Genomic DNA, 20,427 nt, shown 5'->3' with positions numbered 1-20,427 from the left:
CGCCTCCATGAACTCCTGCCCTGGCACTGGAAAGCCCACCAGCAGGTCCACAATACCATCGCCGCCTGAATACGCCCGCGTCTCTCGCCGGATGATTACTCAAAGACAACCGCCGAACGGGCATTGCCCAGATGAGCGTAATTATAGACGGTAGGGCCGCAAACATACAGTGTGACCCTGTTCGGATCACGAGGCTGGAACCTCTGCTTTCTTCCCGAAAGCGTATTTGTCAGAAACAGGGCATGACGACCCGGATCTGTTCCAGTTTCTTTCATCATGACGGTCGATTTCCCGGATAGAGATATAGAGTGCGATAAGGACCTTCCCGACCGTCACATTCTGTCTTGGCGTCCAGCCGCTGCATTATGAAATCCGCTCCTGAGGCCTGCCAGACAGTCCAGGTGCCACAATCCCCTAAACTGTCGTCCCGATGAAGCGACGTCAGAACACCTGACTGATCATCGTAGGTCACATTGAACAGATAGGGTGACGTGTTCCAGACCCCATGGTCCCATTGCCTGAATGTCAGAAGCTCTACAGGTGAAGAGGGCATAGCCCGGATCACTACCTGCGTTGTTTCTGACAGTCTGACCGTGCAGGGTATGATCCAAATACGGCCCTTGTTCTCTGGGAGGCTGCCCATCCGATAGGCCTGCCGTCCTGAGGGATTATGTGCATAATGCGTGCAGCCCTCCGGTATGACGTCCTGCACCATAGCGGGAAGATCGAAGCCCTTAGCATTACTGGGTGTAGAGTTTGTTACACCCAGAAGAAACACATAGAACAATAATCGCTTTTTCCGACCTTCTCGCATTCCCGCATCAGGTTACAGCTGATTAGCGATACGCCGGTAGGATCGTGCGAGACTGACATTCATTTCAGCCACGCTCTCAGAAAATGCCGTGGCATCTTTGGTGACCTGTGGGACAGTCAACAGGTCGGTATTTGAATGAATCGTCGTTGTCGACGGGATATAAAACCCTTCTGTCAGCACACAATCTTCTACGACTGCATTATGCCGGACTACGCAGCCTCGCTCTACGGTGCAATTGAAGATAACCGAGTTAAAACCGATGAAAACCTCATCACCTACAGTGCACGGCCCATGAATGATCGAACGATGCGCGATCGAGGTTCTCGACCCGATCGTGACGGCCGCGCCATCTTTCGAATGAATGACGACGCCGTCCTGAATATTTGATCCTCTGCCGATCCGTATCGGTTCGACCTCGCCGTTCTCATCGGTTTCGTCAGCACGAATGACAGCGTACGGTCCGATGAATACATCATCTTCAACAATCACGTGGCCACACAGAATAGCCGTCGGATCAACGAAAGCGCTCTCCGCCACTACGGGATAGTCGCCTCGTGGATTTGGTCTCAGCATGAGTTAGGTCCTCGATTTCCAAAGTTAGAAGCGAAAGGCGCCAAAAAGCGATGATCAGGCATCCATCAGAATTTCGCCGGGCAAGTCGTTCGACATGGTCTCACCAGGCTGGTAGTGCATGACAGACCGGATTGCCTCACCACGATGCAGCAGATCGAAGGCCTTGTTGATCTGGTTATGCGTCATGTTGTGCGTGATGTAGGGATCAACACTGAATTTTCCGGCCAGCCATTCATCCACCATTCCAGGAAGCTGCGAGCGCCCTTTCACGCCTCCAAAGGCCGTTCCGCGCCAGACACGCCCTGTAATCAACTGGAATGGCCGAGTGGAAATTTCCTCTCCGGCACCCGCGACACCGATAACGGTGCATTCTCCCCAGCCCTTGTGACAAGATTCCAGCGCAGCCCGCATGACATCGACGCGTCCGATCGCCTCGAAGGAATAATCCACTCCGCCGCCCGTCATCTCGACGATCACCTTCTGGATCGGATCGGTATGATCCGTCGGATTGACCAGATCTGTCGCCCCCAGATTTTTCGCCAGCAGGAATTTCGCGGGGTTGGTATCGACACCAATGATTCGCGAGGCACCAGCCATGACGGCCCCCTGAATAACGGCCATCCCTATCGCGCCGAGGCCAAAAACCGCTACAGTAGAGCCGGGCTCGACCTTTGCCGCATTCCGCACGGCCCCCATGCCGGTCGGCACGGCACAGCCCATGACACTTGCCTTGGCAAGAGGCGCGTCCTTGGTAATTTTCGCAACCGCGATCTCGGGCAGGACGGTGTATTCGCTGAACGTGCTGGTGCCCATATAGTGAAAAATCTGCCGCCCCTTATAGGAAAAGCGACTTGTTCCATCGGGCATTAGTCCGAGAGCCTGTGTCTCACGGATCGTCGAGCAGAGATTGGTCTTGCCCGAACGGATCATCGGACAGTTCGGATCTTCGGGAATGTAGAGCGGAATGACATGATCGCCCGGAACAACAGAAGTGACGCTTTTGCCTACATCCTCGACGATACCCACCCCCTCGTGACCGAGAATGCACGGAAAGCGTCCTTCAGGGTCATGCCCTGAAAGGGTAAACATATCGGTGTGACACAGGCTCGTGGTGACAATCCTGACCAGAACCTCACCCTCCTTCGGGCCTTCGAGATCGACCAGATCAATCTCGAGCGGCATGTTCGGTTCCCATGCAATAGCAGCACGCGTCTTCATTTTTGATGATCCCTCAAGAAAACATTAGTGGTTGACAATCGTATCTGTCAGGCTGGTTCCAGGCTTTCTGACTGACGGCGCCATATGGGGAATGGATCCGGCAGATGGGCATAACGGGCCGGATCAAAACTGTTGGTTTCGGGCACAAGGCAGGCATCGAGATCACGACGCAGTGCGGCCTCGTTCATCTCCGCAGTGCCGATGAAGACGATTTCCTGCCGACGGTCGCCATAAACAGAATCCCAGTTTCCCAACACGAAATCACGCCACTGATCGGTGTCAGGCCACTGGTTTTTCGGAATGGAAGCCCACCACAGTCCCATGGCTTCGCTGCGAACAAGTGCGCCCGCCTGGCTCATCTCCCCGACCCATTCGGGGCGTGTCGCAAGCCAGAAATGCCCTTTCGCGCGCACAACGCCAGGCCAGTTACGATCCAGAAACGCCTGAAATTTTGCTGGTTCAAACGGACGACGCGCACGATAGACGAAATTGCGAATGCCATACTCATCGGTTTCGGGCACATGGTTGGCGAAACCATAAAGTTCCTTGAACCACAAAGGATGCTGATGCGCCTTGTCATAGTCAAAGCGACCTGTATTCAGAATCCGCTCGATGGGAACCTGACCCATGTCCGTTTCAATAATATCCGCATCTGAGTTCAGGGCACGAATGATCTTCCGGGCAGCGTCTACCTGGTCGACTGTGGCGGTGGAGACCTTGTTAATGACCACGACATCTGCGAACTCAATCTGCTGGACCAGAAGATCGACCAGAGCGCGGTCGTCGTCCTCACCTGCCGTTTCTCCACGATCTTTCAGGAAATCACTTGAAGAATAATCCCGCAGCAGGTTTACGGCATCCACGACCGTCACCATCGTATCCAGCCGGGCAATATCGCTCAGACTGACACCATTCTCGTCGCGAAACTCGAACGTGGCCGCAACAGGCAGAGGTTCGGCGATCCCGGTCGATTCAATGAGAAGGTAATCAAACTTCTGCTCTTCGGCGAGACGCCGCACCTCCTGCAGCAGATCGTCACGCAGCGTGCAGCAGATGCAGCCATTGGTCATTTCGACAAGTTTTTCATCGGTCCGGGAGAGATTACTGCCACCCTCGCGCACGAGATCGGCATCAATATTGACCTCGCTCATGTCGTTGACGATGACCGCAACCTTATAGCCCTGACGGTTGTTCAGGACATGATTGAGCAACGTCGTTTTGCCCGCCCCAAGAAAGCCGGACAACACGGTAACGGGAAGTCTGTTTTCCATTTCCATTGTTCCTTCAGAGCTGTGTTGGGTTCGGAGCATCGCCATAAACGGCAATCGGATCGAAAGTCTTCTCTGCTTCACAGAAGACAAGCCTGGCCGCCGGGGCCGAAACGCCTTCATCAACCGGGAGATCAACACGCCGGTAAAAACAGCTTCGATAACCCACATGACAATTCGCTCCGACGCCAGCTGTTTTGACACGGAGCCACACGGCGTCCTGATCATCATCGATGCGTAATTCGACAACATGCTGGGTCAGACCGCTCGTCGCACCCTTGTGCCAGAGACACTGACGGCTTCGGCTCCAGTAATGCGCTTCACGGGTCTCGATGGTGCGGGCGAGAGCCTCCGCGTTCATGACCCCGACCATCACAACATCGCCGCTCTCCGCGTCGGTCGTGACGACTGTGAGAAGCCCGGCGGCATCGAAGCGGGGCGCCAGATCAGTGCTTTCTTCCACCTGCACAATGGAGAGGCGCGGCCGAAACGCTGCGGATTCATGGGCCAGGATCACACCCATCATGCGCCTCCCATGCCGGCCATGGCGAAAAACTGCCGGCGCAGCGTCTCCGAGGACTCAAACTCGCCAATCATGCGACTGGTCACCATGCTAACGCCGGGTTTGTGCACGCCGCGCGTGGTCATGCATTGATGGGCCGCATCAACCACCACTGCGACACCACGCGGTTTGAGAACGCTGTGGATCGTATCGGCGATTTGCGCCGTCAGCTTTTCCTGAATCTGCAATCTGTGCGCAAACACATCGACCAGACGTGCCAGTTTGCTGATACCGACGACCCGCCTGTCCGGCAGGTAGGCGACATGCGCCTTGCCGATCAGTGGAATGATGTGATGTTCGCAATGCGATTCCAGTCGGATATCCCGCAACACCACCAATTCATTGTAATTCTCTGTCTCTTCAAATGTCCTCTCAAGAAGGGCCACGGGGTCCTCCTCGTAGCCTTCGAAAAACTCCTCATAGGCACGGACCACCCGATCGGGTGTGCCTCTCAGTCCCTCGCGGTCCGGGTCATCCCCCGTCCACGCGAGCAGCGTCCTCACCGCCTCCTCCGCCTGAGCTCGCGTGGGCCGGGGCCGTAAAACCCGGGTGGGCGCATGCGCTGGCGGGCGCGTCTCCACGGTTGTGTCCATTCAGCCCTCACATTCAGCGTTGACTATGTTATGTTATAATATAACACTAGAGGTAACGACAGCATCCCGTCAAGCATCGGATTCATGACAGCTCCTTTCACCACACCAGCAGTTACGGAAAAGCGCCTCATGCCTTTCCCGGATGAGTCTGCAATCATGTCCCGGGATCCGCATCAACGTCGCACTGCCACGCTGTTCGTGGAAAGCTGGCCCGCCCCGGCGCCAGACAGTCCTGAGATGCCGCCTCTAGCCTATCCCGCCCCACACGTGATTGCCTGTTCCAATGCATCCGTCCTGCTGGACCTCCATCGCGGCGATATCGACATGGTCGTCTGGGGCCGCGTGGTTCCAGATGTCTGGCACAAAGCGTTGGCAGAAGCTCCTTCCTCCCAGACCGTCTTCGACATGTCCGGCACCCCCGATGAACTCGCCGACGCCCTTGCGTCCAGAGCGGTGATAAAGGCGTTCCCGCCTCTTGTTCTCAGTGATGTTGCCGAATTATTGAGCCTGTTTTCCGCGGTCACACAGGATTGTCCTCAGCGTCTCAGACTGACGACAGAATCCCTTGATGACACTGGCTTTGAAGCGGTGCCGGGAGCGCTCAGACTTGTCTGTTGCTATGGCTCGGCCAGTGCCGAGTGGTGCAGTTACCCCGATCCAAACGCGGGCATGACCAGCACGCTGGACTCTTTCTCAGTGGCGTTCATCAAGGGTTCTGACGGTCAGGATGCCGGCTGTCTGCATCGTATCTGTCACGCGGGTCACGACACTACTGCGCCCGGGATCCATCTCATCATCGATACAGTCAGAGGATGAAGAATATGGAAACATCTTCTCGTCGTTTCTGTTCTTTACCATCCCGGCAATGTGGATCTTCAGACCGCACGACGTCGGTCCGGGACGACGTCCTGACCGTTCTGACAAACGCCAGACTTCCACTTTCCGCCTACGACATACTCCGGTGCATTGACAGCCCGGACGGGCGCACGCTGGCTCCTCCAACCATTTACCGTGCACTGAGTAAACTTATGGCCGAAGGCCTCGTCGCCCGTCTGGAAAGCCGGAATGCGTTTGTGCACATCAGAGCGAAAAATCCCTCTCGTCTGGTTTTTTGTATCTGCGAGCAATGCGGTATCGCCCAATCGGTGGAAAACGAGGCCTCCTCCCGTCTGATCGACAAAAATGCCGACAGTCTTGGATTTCAGGTCAGGCGACGGATCATTGAGTTGCAGGGACTTTGCTCTGATTGCCAGTCCTGTCCTGCAACGCCCGTCCGTTCGACCACGCAATCCCTTCCTCCGCAGGCCATCAAATGAGTTCCTGCCATCTCTCCGCTCTTTTTCGTCAAGGGTCTTCAATGACATCGTCTGCGTCCCTCCACCGTCCTGCCCAAAAAGAGCCAGGCGAAGTCCTGGCCTGCCGGATCAATGGTGTTCTTCATGACCGTTCGTCCAGCATAGCCGATGACATTCGGTCCCAATCTGTGTACCGGCACGATGCAGATGCGCTACCCCTCATCCGCCATGACGCGGCGCATATTCTGGCTCAGGCGATCAGCGAACTGTTTCCGGGCACTCTGTTTGCGACCGGGCCGGCTACTGAAAGCGGCTTTTACTACGATGTCGAGCCGGAAGAGCCGATCACGGCGGACGATTTGCCCCGGATCGAAGCCCGCATGCATGAAATAGTCGCTCGTAATGAACCGATCACTCGCGAGATATGGGACCGGGAGACGGCACTTTCCTGGTGTCACGAACAGGGCCAGGACTACAAAGCCGAGATCATCAACGCACTCCCGGCTGATGCTGTTCTGACGTTCTATCGACAGGGTGATTTCGTGGACCTGTGTCGTGGGCCTCATCTCTCCAGTACCGCACAGATAGGTCATGCTTTCCGTCTTCTTGAAACAGCCGGCGCTTACTGGAAGGGTGACCAAAACCGCCCGATGCTCCAGAGGATTTACGGCACGGCCTGGCGTAACGAGCAGGAACTCGAAACCTGGGAAAAGCGACGGGAGGAGGCTATTCGACGCGATCATCGTCGGCTAGGTCGTGAGATGGATCTCTTCCATTTTCAGGAAGAAGCACCGGGAGCAGTGTTCTGGCATCCCAACGGATGGACGCTGTTCCAGACACTCCTCGCCTATTTGCGTAAGCGTCAGCGCACGGAAGGCTATGTGGAAATCAACACGCCTGACATCATGGATCTGTCTCTGTGGAAAGCCTCCGGTCACTGGGACAAATTCGGGGAGAACATGTTCACCACCGAGACCGAGGGACGCACCTACGCTCTCAAGCCCATGAACTGTCCCGGTGGCGTACAGGTCTTCCGACAAGGGTTGAAAAGCTATCGCGATCTGCCACTCCGTATGGCCGAATTCGGTAAGGTTCATCGTTTTGAACCCTCGGGGGCACTTCATGGTCTCATGCGTGTGCGTGCCTTTACGCAGGATGACGCCCATATTTTCTGCACGCCCGAACAGATGGAAAGTGAGACGCAGACGATTTGTGATCTGGTACTCTCGATTTATCGGGATTTCGGTTTCGAGGACGTCCGTATCAAGTTTTCCGACCGTCCGGAAAAACGGGTGGGATCGGATGAAATATGGGATCGGTCAGAAGCTGCGCTGCGCCATGGTGTCGAAGCTGCCGGGCTGACATACACCCACAATCCCGGCGAAGGCGCCTTCTACGGCCCGAAACTGGAGTTCGTGCTGCGGGACGCCATCGGACGGGACTGGCAATGCGGTACAGTTCAAGTCGATCTCAACCTGCCGGGACGGCTGGACACACACTATGTCGGTGCCGATAGCCAGAAGCACACGCCTGTCATGCTGCATCGCGCCTTGTTTGGCTCACTTGAGCGCTTCATTGGCATTCTTCTGGAGCACCATGCAGGCCATCTGCCGTTCTGGCTCGCACCGGTGCAGGTCGTTGTCGCGACGATCACAGAGGAGGCAAACGACTACGCTAAAGACCTCATCAGGAATCTCGATGCACACGACATCCGGGTTCTATCGGATCTGCGTAACGAGAAAATCTCTTACAAGATTCGGGAACACAGTCTTGCGAAAATACCTGTCATGCTGGTCATCGGGAAAAAAGAGAAAGAAAACAGAACCGTCTCCATCCGGGAATATGGAAATCCGGCTCGACCAACCCTGAAGGGCGAAGAAGTCGTCAAAGTGTTGGCAACTGCCTCTCGTGATCGGCTGCTAAGGGCCTTCGTCGGATGAAGAGCTTTCGCGCTGCTTTCGACGATTTATGGTACCTCAGCCGACCCTATTTCACGTCTGAAGAAAAGAAGTCCGCGTGGGTATTACTGACTGCGGTACTGGGGCTGACCCTGCTGCTGGTTGGAGCGGACGTCCTGCAATCTTTTTCCCGCAATATTTTCTATACTGCCCTGCAACAGCGCGACGTCACATCGTTCCTCCGGGGATTGTTCTGGTTCGTCCGGACACCGTCCATGATCATTCCCGGTTTCTTCATCATCACCCTGCCATCGCTGCTGATCTCGGTCTACGCCACCTACCTCCAGCAGCTCCTGCAACTCCGCTGGCGGCGCTGGATGACACACCGCATGCTCGCCCAGTGGCTCGATCAGAACCTCGCCTTCCGCATTGCCGTGACACGGGCTCACTTAAAAGAGACCAGCGACAATCCCGATCAGCGCATACAGGAGGATATCGACGGATTTGTACGTGATACACTCTCACAGTTTCTCGATATTGTGTCGCGCACGATTACCTTCGTCAGCTATGTCGGACTTCTCTGGGCTCTCTCCGGATCCATCACCGTGCTCGGGGTTCGTATCCCCGGCTATTTCCTGTGGATAGCCCTGCTTTATTCTGCTTTTGCGTCAATTGTCACACATCTGACAGGTCGACGGCTGATCCCGTTACGCATTACCCAGCAAAAGGCGGAAGCAGATTTCCGGTATGGGCTTGTGCATGTCCGGGATCATGCGGACAGTATCGCCCTGAGCGGCGGGGGAGACCGCGAAAAGCATCTTCTGCTGGGAAAATTCTCGTCCGTATATGACAATTTTCTTGGCATTATGACCAGGACGAAATGGCTTGGCTTTCTGACAGACGGGTTGGGCACGTTGTCCGGAAATTTTGCCCTCCTCGTCGGATCAATCCGCTATTTCGCAGGAAAGATCACCTTTGGGACCCTGATGCAGTTGGTTCAGGCATTCTCACGCGTCGAGGAAGCGCTGGGCTGGATATGGTCTGCTTACCCGGCCATTACCGAATGGCGAGCCAATGTTTCCCGTCTGGCAAGCTTCCAGAGAACGATGGATTTCATCGCCGTCAGCGACCATGATTCCTTGCGTGAAAAATCAGCTTCAAATTCTGATATTGTTACAGAGAATCTGACTGTACTTCGTCCGGATGGTTCAGTTCTGCTTTCAAACGTCAACATCACGCTGCCTCAGGGGCAGGATATTGTTCTGACCGGCGCATCTGGCGTTGGTAAATCCACCTTTCTACGCGCCCTTGCCGGAATCTGGCCATTTACCAGCGGTCAGATCCACGTGCCTGAGGCACGGGTAATGTTCCTGTCGCAGCGTCCGTATCTGCCACTGGGGACACTGCGCGAGGCACTCTGTTATCCCGTTGCCCCAGAAGCAGTTCCCGATGAGCGTGTTTGTCGGATCCTTGATCTGGTAGGCCTGTCATTCCTTGCTGATGAACGCGATACGGAAGCAAGGTGGACAGAACGCCTTTCGCCCGGCGAGCAGCAGCGTCTGATGTTTGGACGCATTCTGATAAATAGGCCTGAATGGATATTCCTCGATGAAACCACGTCAAATCTTGACCAGGAGGGAGAGATCCGTCTTTACGATCTTCTGCGCGAGCATATCCCGAATCTGACGATCGTTTCCATAACGCATCGTCAGGCACTCCAGGATCAACACGCCGTACAGATTGACATTGGATGCCATTCGCCCGGGCCGCGCGTGTGACAGCAGACCTCCAGACAGGGTGAAAGCTTCCGGTATCTCTCATGGATACCAGCAAACAATGATTGGTATTACATGACGCAGGGTGCCACCCATAGTAATGTGTTATCGTCCGAATGACGAACTGTAAGCGGAGAAATACGTTATGGATGAACAGATCCGAAAAACCGTCCTGAGAATGATCCCCTATGGGCTCTACGTACTGACAGGAGGAAGTCAGGACAGCACGATAGCATCGGCGACTATCAATTGGGTAACGCAGACCAGCTTCGTTCCTCCTCTGCTTGCCCTGGGCATCAAGACCGATTCCGCCATTTACGCAGAGGCAAGCAAAAGTGGCGATCTGGTGCTGAACATTCTCGGCAGAGAGCAGGGAAATCTGGCCTTTGCGTTCTTCAAGCCCGTTCCGTATGCGGATGGCAGACTGGGAGATTACGAGGTCAGGTGGGCCGCCAATGGAGCCCCCATACTCGCATGCGTCCCGGCGGCGGTTGAACTGAAAGTGAGACAGATTGTGGAACTGGGTGATCATCACACCTTTGTTTGCGAGGTTACCGGCGTCTACCTCACAAAAGACATTGCCGGTCGCCCTGATGACGCCATCCTGCACATGAAGGATCTTGGAGAAAAAGTCTTTTACGGAGGATAGACGCCGATCTTTGTCATGAATTGATGTTTTTTCGTCCCTTTGTGATGCATCTTGATCACGGAGAGTCTGAACCAGTCTGCCACCCCGGCAACGCGCATGACAGAACGGGATAAGGTTCCGATTTTACCATGTCTCTGTATCACAGCACGTGACTCTCCAGGATGACCCAACGGTTCTCAACGGGGCTGCGGGCATCAAGGCCTGATTTCGGGCAGGCGAGCGGCGCATCACGTCGTGTCGCCTGACCCAGCGTTGTATTCCTGCCGACTGTGCCATGTCGGTTTATGAATGACGTCTGATACCAGCCGTTGTTTGCCAGAACCCGTGAAAATCAGAGTATCTACCGGTTGTCCCCGTTTGCAAAATTTGCTGTAGATCGCGGCAATGAACGACTGCCATTACGTGAACTCCGGCCTTCAACCCATCTCGAAAATATCTACGGCGCCATGTTTTGTTATTTCTGAACCAGCCAGGACTGCCGTTCAACCAGTCGCCGTAATTGACATCAGACTCGTTCTTCCTGGTTATGTCCGTTTTACCTGTGAAAGTATTCAACACTTTGACAGTAAGCTCAAACCAGCCCGTAGCGTTCCAGAAGATCGTCAATCTCGGTCCCCTGTGTCAGGTGCCGGATCAGTCCGGATGCTGGCACCTTCTCTCCGTCCCGCAGTTCCGCAGCCGCCTGTAACAGCATCCGGACATCGAAAATGCCGCCCGACACTTCCGGCACAGCCCGCCTGACGCTGCACAGGGTATAGACCGCCTCCATCGCCGTGCGGACGGAATATTCCGTGGTGAAAACCGTATCGCGTGGCGTTTCGGCGAACTGCCCGAGAAAGGCGAGATTGACGCTCCCATCCGGCACTACCTTCGGTCGGTCAGCCGGTGCACGCGGCATGAACTGCGCCGTGATGAACGGCATCATGCACGGACGCGTCGTCGCCCCTGTCGCTGCCATGTCGTCGATCTGCTCCACCGGCACGCCCATATGGAACAGCCACTCACGAGTGATTTCCTCCCCCGTGCAGCCCTGCATGGGCTTTTTCACGTAATCGCCAGGCACGTCACTGAACAGACCATAGAGCCAGACCACCATCTGGCCTTCGGGCTGCCCCTTGAAATGAGGCTGACGGCTGACCACCCAGCTCATCAGCCAGGATGAATCCGCGATCGTGACCGGGCCACCCGTGATGATTTTCCCCGAAAACGGATCACGCCCCGTAATCCGCTTTACAAGCTCCGGAATCCGCGCATCCCGGGTCGTAACCGTAGCCGACAGCCAGCGGGATTTTTTCGTATCACCACAGAAAACATCAGGATGCCCGAATGCGGCATCCTGCGCTGCGATAGTGCGCCAGAGCTGCCAGATGCTCCCCTCTCCGATGGTCGTATCAATCGGCGCGGGTGTATGATGGTCGCCCCAGCGTGAATTCTCCACCATGGAACCGTTGGTCACGAACACCAGCTCCGCCGAACCCAGGTCAACACCAGCGGTCGCGCCATTTTCCAGCCAGTCGAGACGGGTCGCAACTTTCGTTCTGCCCGACACATCAACGGCAACATTCGTCACCGTCACACCATGACGGAACACGACGCCCTGATCGGCAAGCCATGTGGCCAGTGGTCTGCTCAGGGATTCCTGCTGGTTATATCTGGTGAATTTCAGCGCATGCAGATCCTTCAGTCCGAGGATCTGATGCACGAACCGTGCGAGATAGCGCTTCATCTCAATGGCGCTGTGCCAGGTCTCGAACGCGAACATCGACCGCCAGAACAGCCAGAAGTTCGACGCCATGAAATCGCCGGACAACACATCCGCGATCGTCTTTCCCGCCAGTTCGTCCTCATCGGTCAGAATGAGGGTAATGATCTCGCGCCGCGCCTTTCCCGTGAGCGTCAGCCTGTCACGATCGGCGAGGGGCTGTCCCCGATTGCACATGGCGCGGACCGGACTTGTAGACGGATCGGCCTGATTGACCTGCCAGACTTCATCCAGCACTGATGCATCGGGAATTTCCAGAGACGGAATGGAACGATACAGATCCCACAGACACTGGAACTGCTCTTCCATCTCCCGACCGCCACGGATCAGCCAGCCGGTCTCCGCATTCCCCGCCCCATCCAGCGCACCACCATCGCTGTCCGATGCCTCAAGAATGGTGATGGCTGAAGGCGTCATGCCCGTATCTCGGATGAGGAACGCCGCCGCCGCCATGCCCGCCAGCCCGCCGCCCACGATCCACGCTGACCGTCCTTCCATACCCTGCGGGGCTGGAGGGTGAACGAAAGCCTCGTAATTGCTGTGAGCGTATCTCATGGCGCATGTCCTTTTCTGAAAAGGGCCGATGGCGGGAAACCCTTCCAGCCATACAACACCTGCTAAGCCGATCTGTCGTTGCGATGTATCAAACGCCCCGAACAGGACAGGATGATCCCCTTTCTCAGTCAGCCAGAGCCGGCGCCTGCACCCGATACAGAACTCCATCGGGCAGCGGACGCTGAAGCGCCAGAGCCTCTGCTATCGGTGCCGTCATCCAGCGCTCCAGCTCATCCGGTTGCGTCAGGATCACAGGCATGGCTTTCGGATGGATCGCGCCCACCTCCAGATTGGCGTCCGTGGTCAGAAAACCGAACAGATCATCCGTCGTCTCTCCGTCCGCCAGCTTGCGCACGGACGTCCATCGACACCAAATCCCGGCAAAGAAGACCAGCGGTTCTCCATCATTCCGCGCAAACCACACCGGTCGTGATGTCCCGTCGGGCAGACGCTCCGGTTCGGAGAACGCCGTCAATGGCACCAGACAACGATGTTGCACGCCCTCCCAGCGTTTCCACCATGTCGAGGACGGATTGCGGATGTTGGTTACACCCCGGTCGACCCTGTGTCCCTTGAGATAGCCAGGAGGTGTCGGCATGCCCCAGCGTGCCATGACCAGTTCGCGACCGTTTCCGCCGTTCCGCACGATCGGGGCCATTGTATTCGGGTATATCTCCGTCAAAGGCTGGAGATTGCCCGTCAGATCATCGAGAACCTTTGCAATCTCCCGGATCGCTTTCTGGTTCGATGTCATGGCGTAGAGATTGCACATCAGGAATGCTTCTCCCCGTAAGCCGGAACCGACGCCGGTTCCTGTTCCGCCACAGGCTCATGCGACAGTGCACCCGGCAGGGCCAGACAGGCCAGAAGCCCCGCCAGCGCCAGAAGAAAGAGAGCAGACCACCAGCCATACAGAAAGGCGCCGGCCACGCCGCCCAGCGTGAAGGACAGCACGATGGCGGCATGCAGCCCCAGACACTCGCGCGTACCGGTCCGCCGGGCTGGGTCAACCGGATGAAAAAAGCTCTCCAACCAGTCCGCCAGTTCCAGCCCCACATCGGTGAGCATTCCCGTCATATGGGTGGTGCGGACACGCGCCCCGGAAATGCGTGTGACCGTGGCGTTCTGAAGCCCCATGAGGAAACTCAACCCAAAGGCCAGCACCGGATCCCGTGGCTGGGCCGAAAACAGAAGATCCACGCCCCCCAGAAACCCGAGCAGGCAGGCTTCCAGCAGGATGCTCCGTGCGTAGATTGAGGGCAGGTTGTGGCGACGGCCCGCATTGACCAGAAGCGCCGACAGCACGGCTCCTGCGACAAAGGCCAATATCAGACCGCAGCAGGACAGGACCAGTTCCAGATGGCCTTCATGCAGGCCACTCGCCAGTGCTGAGACATTGCCGGTCATATTGGCCGAATAATAGCCCACGGCCAGAAACCCGGTGGCGTTCACGGCACCGGCGATAGCCGCCAGCGAGCAGCCCAGACGCCTGTCGATGCTGGCGTTGCGCTCCGCTCCCTCGTGAACAAGCACCTGTGCCTCCCATCGTGACTGACCGCATGAGGGAGACTCCGTGTTTGTCGGTTTCCCCGGACAACGATCTTTTTTATGGGCGGGATGGTAACAGCCCGCCCTCTTCCGACAAAGCGTCCTGTTTTCAATTTCTTAGGACGATATCTTCCCGGATTGCGAATTGCCACAGATGTGGCGCGATACGCTCCTCCGAAAGATGAATGTTGACTCCCCACGCCATTAAAGAACAAATCAGGAACATATAATCAGGAAACCCACCAGGACGAATGGATACTGAGTCGTGACATGACTGCCGAACCCCAGAAAAAATCCGGTCTGGAGACGCTGCGGGCCGCGATCAGCCGTCTCGAAGGGCATAGCGACCGACGCCGCAAGGTACTGCCCTTTGGCGTGCGCGAGATCGATGCGCGTCTGCCCGGTGGCGGGCTGGCTCTGGGCGCCCTCCATGAAGTGGCGGGAGGGGGGAATGACGCCCTGCATAGTGCCGCGGCCGGACAGTTCTGCGCCGGGATCGCGGCCCGCACGCGTGGCAAGGTGCTGTGGATCGTCACCCGCCAGGATGTGTTCGCCCCTTCCCTAAAACAGGTGGGTCTTTCCGCCCGGCGAACCATCTATGTCGAGGCACGCTCGGACGTCGATGTGCTTGCCTGTTTCGAGGAAGGACTGCGGCATGGCGGCCTTGGGGCTGTGGTCGCCGAGGTGGCGCGTCTGTCCATGACGGCCTCACGCCGCCTGCAACTGGCGGCCGAGACGTCCGGCTCTCTTGGCATCGCCATCCGGCGCTGGCGGCGACAGACGGATGCGGCGGATTTTGGTCAGCCGACTGCCAGTGTGACCCGCTGGCGGGTCTCCGTCCTGCCGTCTGTGTCGTTGCCGGTGCCCGGTGTGGGAAGACCGCGCTGGTTGCTGGAACTCATCCGTGCCCGTGCGGGCGAATGTGCCGATTTTGAAGTGGAGGCCTGTGATGGCAAGGGTCGTCTCTCTTTACCTGCCACTCTGGCCGACCGACCGGATCAGGAAACGACTTGGACCAGACGCGCCCGCGCCTGAAACGCCGCTGGCCCTTGTCGGACGGGAAGGACGACGCCGGGTTCTACTGTCTGTTGATCTGGCCGCCCGCAAGCTGGGGCTGCGCCCCGGCACGCCGGTGGCCAAGGCCCAGGCGCTCTATCCCGATCTGGTGCTGATGGACGCCGATCCCGAAGGCGACCGGCTGGGGCTGGAAAAACTCGCCCTGTGGTTCCAGCACAGGGTCGCGCCCATTGTGGCGGTCGATGCCCCGGACGGGCTGGTACTGGACACGACCGGGGCGGATCACCTGCATGGTGGCGAACTTCCCATGCTCAAGGACATGGTTCACCGCATGGCGGGAGCCGGTTTCCGGGCAACGGCCGTGGTGGCGGACACCTGGGGCGCTGCGCACGCCATCGCCCGCTATGGTAGGGTGCCGATTGCCGTTGTGCCGCCGGGTAACACCGCTTCTGTATTGGCCGATCTTCCGGTTGAAGCGCTGCGCCTGCCGGACCCGATCATCGACGGACTGGCCACGCTGGGCGTATCCCGCATCGGACCACTTGCCGCCATGCCCCGCGCCCCTCTGGCGCTGCGGTTCGGGCCGGATGTAGCTCGCAGGCTGGATCAGGCTTTCGGGCGTATTGGTGAAGCCATCGTGCCAGTCCGCCCGGTCGATCCGGTCGAGGTCAGCCGGAATTTCGCCGAGCCCATCGGCGCGGCGGAGACCATTGCCCGTTATATCGGCAGGCTGGTGCCGCTGCTCTGCCAGGGGCTGGACGAGCGTGGACAGGGCGTGCGGCGTCTCGACCTGCTGCTGCATCGCGTGGACAGCCGCACCGAGGCGATCCGCGTGGCGACGGCCATGCCGGTGCGGGACGTCAAACGCCTGACCCGACTGCTGTGCGAGAAGATCGAAACCATCGATCCAGGGTTCGGCATTGAGCGCATGGTGCTGATTGCCTCGCTGGCCGAACCGATGGACCGGCGTCAGACCGTGTCCTCCCTGATCGCCGAGGAAGAAGCCGATGTGTCCGACCTGATCGACACGCTGGCCAACCGTGTCGGCATGCAGGCGCTCTATCGCTTTGCCCCGGTGGAAAGCGACCTGCCCGAACGCTCCTTCTGCCGTGTGCCTGCGCTGGCGCCCGAGGAGACGAAGGACTGGCCGGAGCACTGGCCACGGCCCACACGCCTGCTGGCGCGACCCGAGCCGGTGCAGGCCATGGCGGAACTGCCGGACCAGCCGCCGCTGTTCTTCATCTGGCGCGGCGTGCGGCGGAAGGTGAAATGCGCCGACGGGCCGGAGCGTGTTTTTGGCGAATGGTGGAAGAATGACGCGGAACTGACCATCGCCCGCGATTACTTCCGGATAGAGGATACCAGCGGCGAGCGTTTCTGGCTCTACCGGGCGGGTGATGGCGAGCATGGCGAGACCGGCTCGCAGGGCTGGTTCCTGCATGGGATCTTCGGGTGAGCATCTCGGTACCACGCTACGCCGAACTGCAGGTCACGACCTATTTCTCGTTCCTGCGTGGAGCCTCCTCGCCGATCGAACTGTTCGAACAGGCCAGGGCGCTGGGTATCGAAGCGCTCGGGATCTGCGACCGGAATTCCCTGGCAGGAATGGTGCAGGCGCATGGAGCGGCAAAGCAGGTCGGGCTCCGGCTTGTCGTGGGCTGTCGCCTCGACCTGGCCGATTTCCCGCCGGTATTGGTCTACCCTACGGACCGGGCCGCCTATGGTAGGCTGTGTCGTCTGCTCACCGTTGGCAAGGCACGGGCCGGAAAGGGAAAGTGTCATCTTCTCTGGGATGACTTGATCGCCTGGGGCGAAGGCCAGACCGTCGTCATGATCCCGGACACGGCAGACGATGCCTGCGCCCTGCACCTGCGCAAGCTAAAAAACGCCTTTGCTGACCGCGCCTATATGGCGCTGACACTGCTGCGCCGCCCCAATGACCAGATGCGGTTGTATGAGCTGGCGAACCTTGCCCATCAGGCCCGTGTCCCAACCGTTGTAACCAACGACGCACTGTTCCACACCCATGACCGTCGCATCCTGCAGGATGTCGTCACCTGCATCCGCCACAACACCACCATCGACGAGGCGGGGTTTGTCCGCGAACGTCATGCCGATCGCTATCTCAAACCGCCACAGGAAATGGCCCGGCTGTTCAGCCGTTACACGGAAGCGGTGGCTCGCACCATGGACATCGTGGAGCGCTGCCGCTTCTCGCTCGATGATCTGGCCTACCAGTATCCTGATGAAGTCTCCGTACCTGGCCAGACACCCCAGCAGGCGCTGGAGGCGCTGACTTGGGAGGGCGCCCGTTCCGTCTATCCGGATGGCGTACCGGATGACGTGGCGGAAACGCTCCGCCATGAACTCGGACTGATCGGGCGGATGAACTACGCACCGTATTTCCTGACCGTGAACAGCATCGTCCGCTATGCCCGCTCCCAGGACATTCTCTGCCAAGGCCGTGGCTCGGCTGCCAATTCTGCCGTTTGCTACGTGCTCGGCATTACTGCCATCGATCCGGCCCGCAACTCGTTGCTGTTCGAACGCTTCGTCTCCGAGGAGCGGGGCGAGCCACCGGATATCGACGTGGATTTCGAGCATGCGCGACGTGAACAGGTCATCCAGTGGGTCTATGAGCATTACGGGCGTGACCGGGCGGCACTGACGGCGGTGGTGATCCGTTATCGCGCCAAGGGAGCACTCCGGGACGTTGGCAAGGTGATGGGCCTCCCCGAAGACCTGATCCGCACGCTGTCAGGTCAGATCTGGGGCTGGGGGCGCAAACTGGATGATGAGGCCCTGAATGAGACGGGTATTGACCTGTCCGACCGGCGCATTCGCCTGACACTCGACTTGGCACGTTGCCTGATCGGCGTGCCACGCCACCTGTCACAGCATCCCGGCGGCTTCGTGCTGACGCATGACCGGCTGGATGAACTGGTGCCGATTGAGCCCGCCTCTATGGAGCAGCGTCAGATCATCGAATGGGACAAGGATGATATCGACGTTCTGAAATTCATGAAGGTCGATATCCTGGCGCTCGGCATGCTGACCTGCATGAAAAAGGGGCTGGATCTGCTGGCGGAACACAAGGGCCAGCACTTCACGCTCCAGAGCATTCCGGCCGAAGATCCGCGCACCTACGCCATGATCCGCAAGGCTGACACCATCGGCGTGTTCCAGATTGAATCCCGCGCCCAGATGTCCATGCTGCCACGGCTCAAACCGCGTGTGTTCTATGATCTCGTCATTGAGGTCGCGATCGTGCGTCCAGGCCCCATTCAGGGGGATATGGTGCATCCCTATCTGCGTCGCCGTGAGGGGATCGAGCCGGAAAACTATCCTACCCCGGAACTGGAAAAGGTTCTGAAAAAGACACTCGGGATCCCGTTGTTTCAGGAACAGGCGATGCAGGTCGCCATGATCTGTGCGGGGTTTACAGCCGCAGAGGCCGATCAGTTGCGTCGGGCCATGGCGACGTTCAAAAATACCGGCACGGTCTCGCAGTTTCAGACACGCCTGATCAATGGCATGCGCGCCAATGGGTATGATGAGGAATTCGCCGAGCGGATCTACCAGCAATTGGAAGGCTTCGGTTCCTACGGTTTTCCCGAGAGCCATGCGGCGAGTTTCGCCATTCTGGCCTATTCATCCTCATGGATGAAATGCACCCATCCAGATGTGTTTCTGGCCTCCCTCCTGAATTCCCAGCCGATGGGATTCTATGCGCCGGCACAACTGGTCCGTGATGCGCGGGAACATGGCGTGGAAATCCGGCCCGTTTGCGTCAATGCCTCGCGCTGGGACAGCACGCTGGAAGGCCCGGAAAGCTCCAATGGCCGATTTGCCGTGCGGCTTGGCATGAGTCTGGTGAAGGGACTAGCCAACGACGATGCAGCCCGGATTGTTGCCGCGCGAGCCTCACGCCCGTTTACCTCGATCGATGATCTGTGGCGTCGGGCTGGCGTGAAGTCGGCAGCCCTGACCCATCTCGCGGAAGCCGACGCTTTCCGGCCCTCGCTCGGGCTGGCACGGCGCGAGGCGCTGTGGGGGATCAAGGCGCTACGGGACGAACCGCTGCCTCTGTTTGCCGCAGCGCGGGTGACACGGGAAGCTGAAGAACCGGATGTGCTGCTGCAACCCATGCGCGACGGGGCCGAGGTGGTGCGGGATTACAACCGGCTTGGCCTTACCCTGCGGGATCATCCGCTGACCTTTCTACGCGAGGATCTCCGGGCAAGGGACATCATGTCCTGTCGGCAGGCATTGGCGACAAAGGATGGGAAGCGTCTCACCGTGGCGGGGCTGGTTCTGGTCCGGCAGCGACCCGGATCGGCAGAAGGCGTGGTGTTCATGACGCTGGAGGACGAGACGGCAAATATGAACGTCATCATCTGGCCGGATATGTTCGATGCGAACCGGCGTGTCGTGCTTGGCGGACAGATGCTGGCGGTGACAGGCATGCTCCAGAAGGAAGGCGACGTTGTGCATCTGGTGGCAAAAGAGATCACCGACCTTTCCGGGCTGCTCGCGGACGTCGGTAATCGCTCCTCTACGGAGAGCCCCCATGCCAGCGCTTCCGCCGACGAGCGTATCGTCGTCAGATCGCGCAATTTCCACTGATCAATAAGGGCGCCGATAAATCTCACGACATCGTGACATCGCCTGTTTTAGGCGCAACCTACGCTGGAGTTTCACTCCCATTTGCATCCTATACGCATCCTGCGCCGCGTTTTGGGCACAAAAAAAGCCACCCGTTGGGGTGGCTTTTTCTCTGTCTTTTCAGACACTTAAAGCGTGGTTGCGGGGGCAGGATTTGAACCTGCGGCCTTCAGGTTATGAGCCTGACGAGCTACCGGGCTGCTCCACCCCGCGTTTGTGAGGGAGGACTGGAAGA

At 58.1% G+C, this 20,427-nt stretch carries 18 protein-coding genes and 1 tRNA gene; 8 read left to right on the top strand and 11 right to left on the bottom strand.

What is annotated here, in order from left to right; all coding sequences use genetic code 11:
* Nucleotides 1–95: 95 nt before the first annotated feature.
* The 7 genes from CDI09_RS15615 to folE form a co-directional block, all read right to left on the bottom strand.
* Nucleotides 96–275 carry a hypothetical protein gene (locus CDI09_RS15615; protein ID WP_078528160.1) on the bottom strand — a complete coding sequence of 60 codons (180 nt, stop codon included), beginning with the start codon at nucleotides 273–275 and terminating at the stop codon, nucleotides 96–98.
* On the bottom strand, nucleotides 275–553 hold the full coding sequence (locus CDI09_RS19025; protein WP_179193819.1) for a DUF1176 domain-containing protein: 279 nt from the start codon (nucleotides 551–553) through the stop codon (nucleotides 275–277). Before CDI09_RS19025 ends, CDI09_RS15615 begins: the two co-directional genes overlap by 1 nt.
* Before the next feature lie 273 nt (nucleotides 554–826).
* Nucleotides 827–1,387 (bottom strand): LbetaH domain-containing protein, encoded by a 561-nt coding sequence (locus CDI09_RS15605; RefSeq protein WP_061471955.1) that lies wholly within the window; start codon nucleotides 1,385–1,387, stop codon nucleotides 827–829.
* A 54-nt stretch (nucleotides 1,388–1,441) separates the two neighbouring features.
* Nucleotides 1,442–2,605 carry an S-(hydroxymethyl)glutathione dehydrogenase/class III alcohol dehydrogenase gene (locus CDI09_RS15600; protein ID WP_061471957.1) on the bottom strand — a complete coding sequence of 388 codons (1,164 nt, stop codon included), beginning with the start codon at nucleotides 2,603–2,605 and terminating at the stop codon, nucleotides 1,442–1,444.
* A gap of 47 nt (nucleotides 2,606–2,652) precedes the next feature.
* Complete coding sequence (gene zigA / locus CDI09_RS15595) at nucleotides 2,653–3,876, bottom strand: zinc metallochaperone GTPase ZigA (protein ID WP_061471993.1); 1,224 nt, start codon at nucleotides 3,874–3,876, stop codon at nucleotides 2,653–2,655.
* A gap of 13 nt (nucleotides 3,877–3,889) precedes the next feature.
* A complete protein-coding gene (hisI, locus tag CDI09_RS15590) occupies nucleotides 3,890–4,399 on the bottom strand; it encodes a phosphoribosyl-AMP cyclohydrolase (protein ID WP_061471959.1) in 510 nt (169 codons plus the stop codon).
* Nucleotides 4,396–5,028 (bottom strand): GTP cyclohydrolase I FolE, encoded by a 633-nt coding sequence (gene folE, locus CDI09_RS15585; protein WP_025829285.1) that lies wholly within the window; start codon nucleotides 5,026–5,028, stop codon nucleotides 4,396–4,398. The genes hisI and folE overlap by 4 nt, the downstream gene beginning before the upstream one ends.
* 84 nt (nucleotides 5,029–5,112) lie before the next feature.
* Between folE and CDI09_RS15580 the strand changes: the two genes are divergently transcribed.
* The 5 genes from CDI09_RS15580 (at nucleotide 5,113) to CDI09_RS15560 (ending at nucleotide 10,645) form a co-directional block, all read left to right on the top strand.
* A complete protein-coding gene (locus CDI09_RS15580; protein ID WP_086654393.1) occupies nucleotides 5,113–5,844 on the top strand; it encodes a DUF1826 domain-containing protein in 732 nt (243 codons plus the stop codon).
* Between the two features lie 5 nt (nucleotides 5,845–5,849).
* Nucleotides 5,850–6,344, top strand: coding sequence for a Fur family transcriptional regulator (locus CDI09_RS15575; RefSeq protein ID WP_078527122.1), 495 nt, complete (start codon nucleotides 5,850–5,852; stop codon nucleotides 6,342–6,344).
* 41 nt (nucleotides 6,345–6,385) lie between these two features.
* Nucleotides 6,386–8,263, top strand: coding sequence for a threonine--tRNA ligase (thrS, locus tag CDI09_RS15570; protein ID WP_306415904.1), 1,878 nt, complete (start codon nucleotides 6,386–6,388; stop codon nucleotides 8,261–8,263).
* On the top strand, nucleotides 8,260–9,999 hold the full coding sequence (locus tag CDI09_RS15565; RefSeq protein WP_078527119.1) for an ABC transporter ATP-binding protein/permease: 1,740 nt from the start codon (nucleotides 8,260–8,262) through the stop codon (nucleotides 9,997–9,999). Before thrS ends, CDI09_RS15565 begins: the two co-directional genes overlap by 4 nt.
* 142 nt (nucleotides 10,000–10,141) lie before the next feature.
* Entirely contained in the window at nucleotides 10,142–10,645 is a 504-nt protein-coding gene (locus CDI09_RS15560; RefSeq protein WP_061471969.1) for a flavin reductase family protein, read from the top strand.
* A gap of 571 nt (nucleotides 10,646–11,216) precedes the next feature.
* On the opposite strand, the gene CDI09_RS15555 is transcribed toward CDI09_RS15560, so the two are convergent.
* The 3 genes from CDI09_RS15555 to CDI09_RS15545 all read right to left on the bottom strand — a co-directional run bounded on the left by CDI09_RS15555 (nucleotide 11,217) and on the right by CDI09_RS15545 (nucleotide 14,495).
* Nucleotides 11,217–12,962: an oleate hydratase gene (locus tag CDI09_RS15555; protein WP_078527117.1), complete on the bottom strand. Its 1,746-nt coding sequence runs from the start codon at nucleotides 12,960–12,962 to the stop codon at nucleotides 11,217–11,219.
* 124 nt (nucleotides 12,963–13,086) lie between these two features.
* Entirely contained in the window at nucleotides 13,087–13,734 is a 648-nt protein-coding gene (locus CDI09_RS15550) for an SOS response-associated peptidase (protein ID WP_061471972.1), read from the bottom strand.
* On the bottom strand, nucleotides 13,734–14,495 hold the full coding sequence (locus tag CDI09_RS15545; protein WP_061471974.1) for a YoaK family protein: 762 nt from the start codon (nucleotides 14,493–14,495) through the stop codon (nucleotides 13,734–13,736). The genes CDI09_RS15550 and CDI09_RS15545 overlap by 1 nt, the downstream gene beginning before the upstream one ends.
* 285 nt (nucleotides 14,496–14,780) lie before the next feature.
* Here CDI09_RS15545 and CDI09_RS15540 point away from each other — a divergent pair, with 285 nt between their 5' ends.
* From CDI09_RS15540 to CDI09_RS15530, 3 genes are read left to right on the top strand one after another with little or no spacing between them, the layout of a single operon-like run.
* Complete coding sequence (locus CDI09_RS15540; protein WP_078527115.1) at nucleotides 14,781–15,545, top strand: ImuA family protein; 765 nt, start codon at nucleotides 14,781–14,783, stop codon at nucleotides 15,543–15,545.
* The gene (locus tag CDI09_RS15535) at nucleotides 15,460–16,983 is read left to right on the top strand and encodes a Y-family DNA polymerase (RefSeq protein ID WP_167370229.1); all 1,524 of its coding nucleotides are present in this window, start codon (nucleotides 15,460–15,462) and stop codon (nucleotides 16,981–16,983) included. The genes CDI09_RS15540 and CDI09_RS15535 overlap by 86 nt, the downstream gene beginning before the upstream one ends.
* Nucleotides 16,980–20,153: an error-prone DNA polymerase gene (locus tag CDI09_RS15530; protein ID WP_179193917.1), complete on the top strand. Its 3,174-nt coding sequence runs from the start codon at nucleotides 16,980–16,982 to the stop codon at nucleotides 20,151–20,153. The genes CDI09_RS15535 and CDI09_RS15530 overlap by 4 nt, the downstream gene beginning before the upstream one ends.
* A 175-nt stretch (nucleotides 20,154–20,328) precedes the next feature.
* Here the strand turns inward: CDI09_RS15530 and CDI09_RS15525 are convergent.
* Nucleotides 20,329–20,405: transfer RNA gene (locus tag CDI09_RS15525), tRNA-Met, on the bottom strand.
* Nucleotides 20,406–20,427: the final 22 nt, after the last annotated feature.

This window comes from Komagataeibacter nataicola (genome assembly GCF_003207795.1).
Taxonomy (GTDB): Bacteria; Pseudomonadota; Alphaproteobacteria; order Acetobacterales; family Acetobacteraceae; genus Komagataeibacter; species Komagataeibacter nataicola.
The sequence above is the reverse complement of the archived record's forward strand: the minus strand, read 5'-3'. Positions and strand labels throughout refer to the sequence as shown.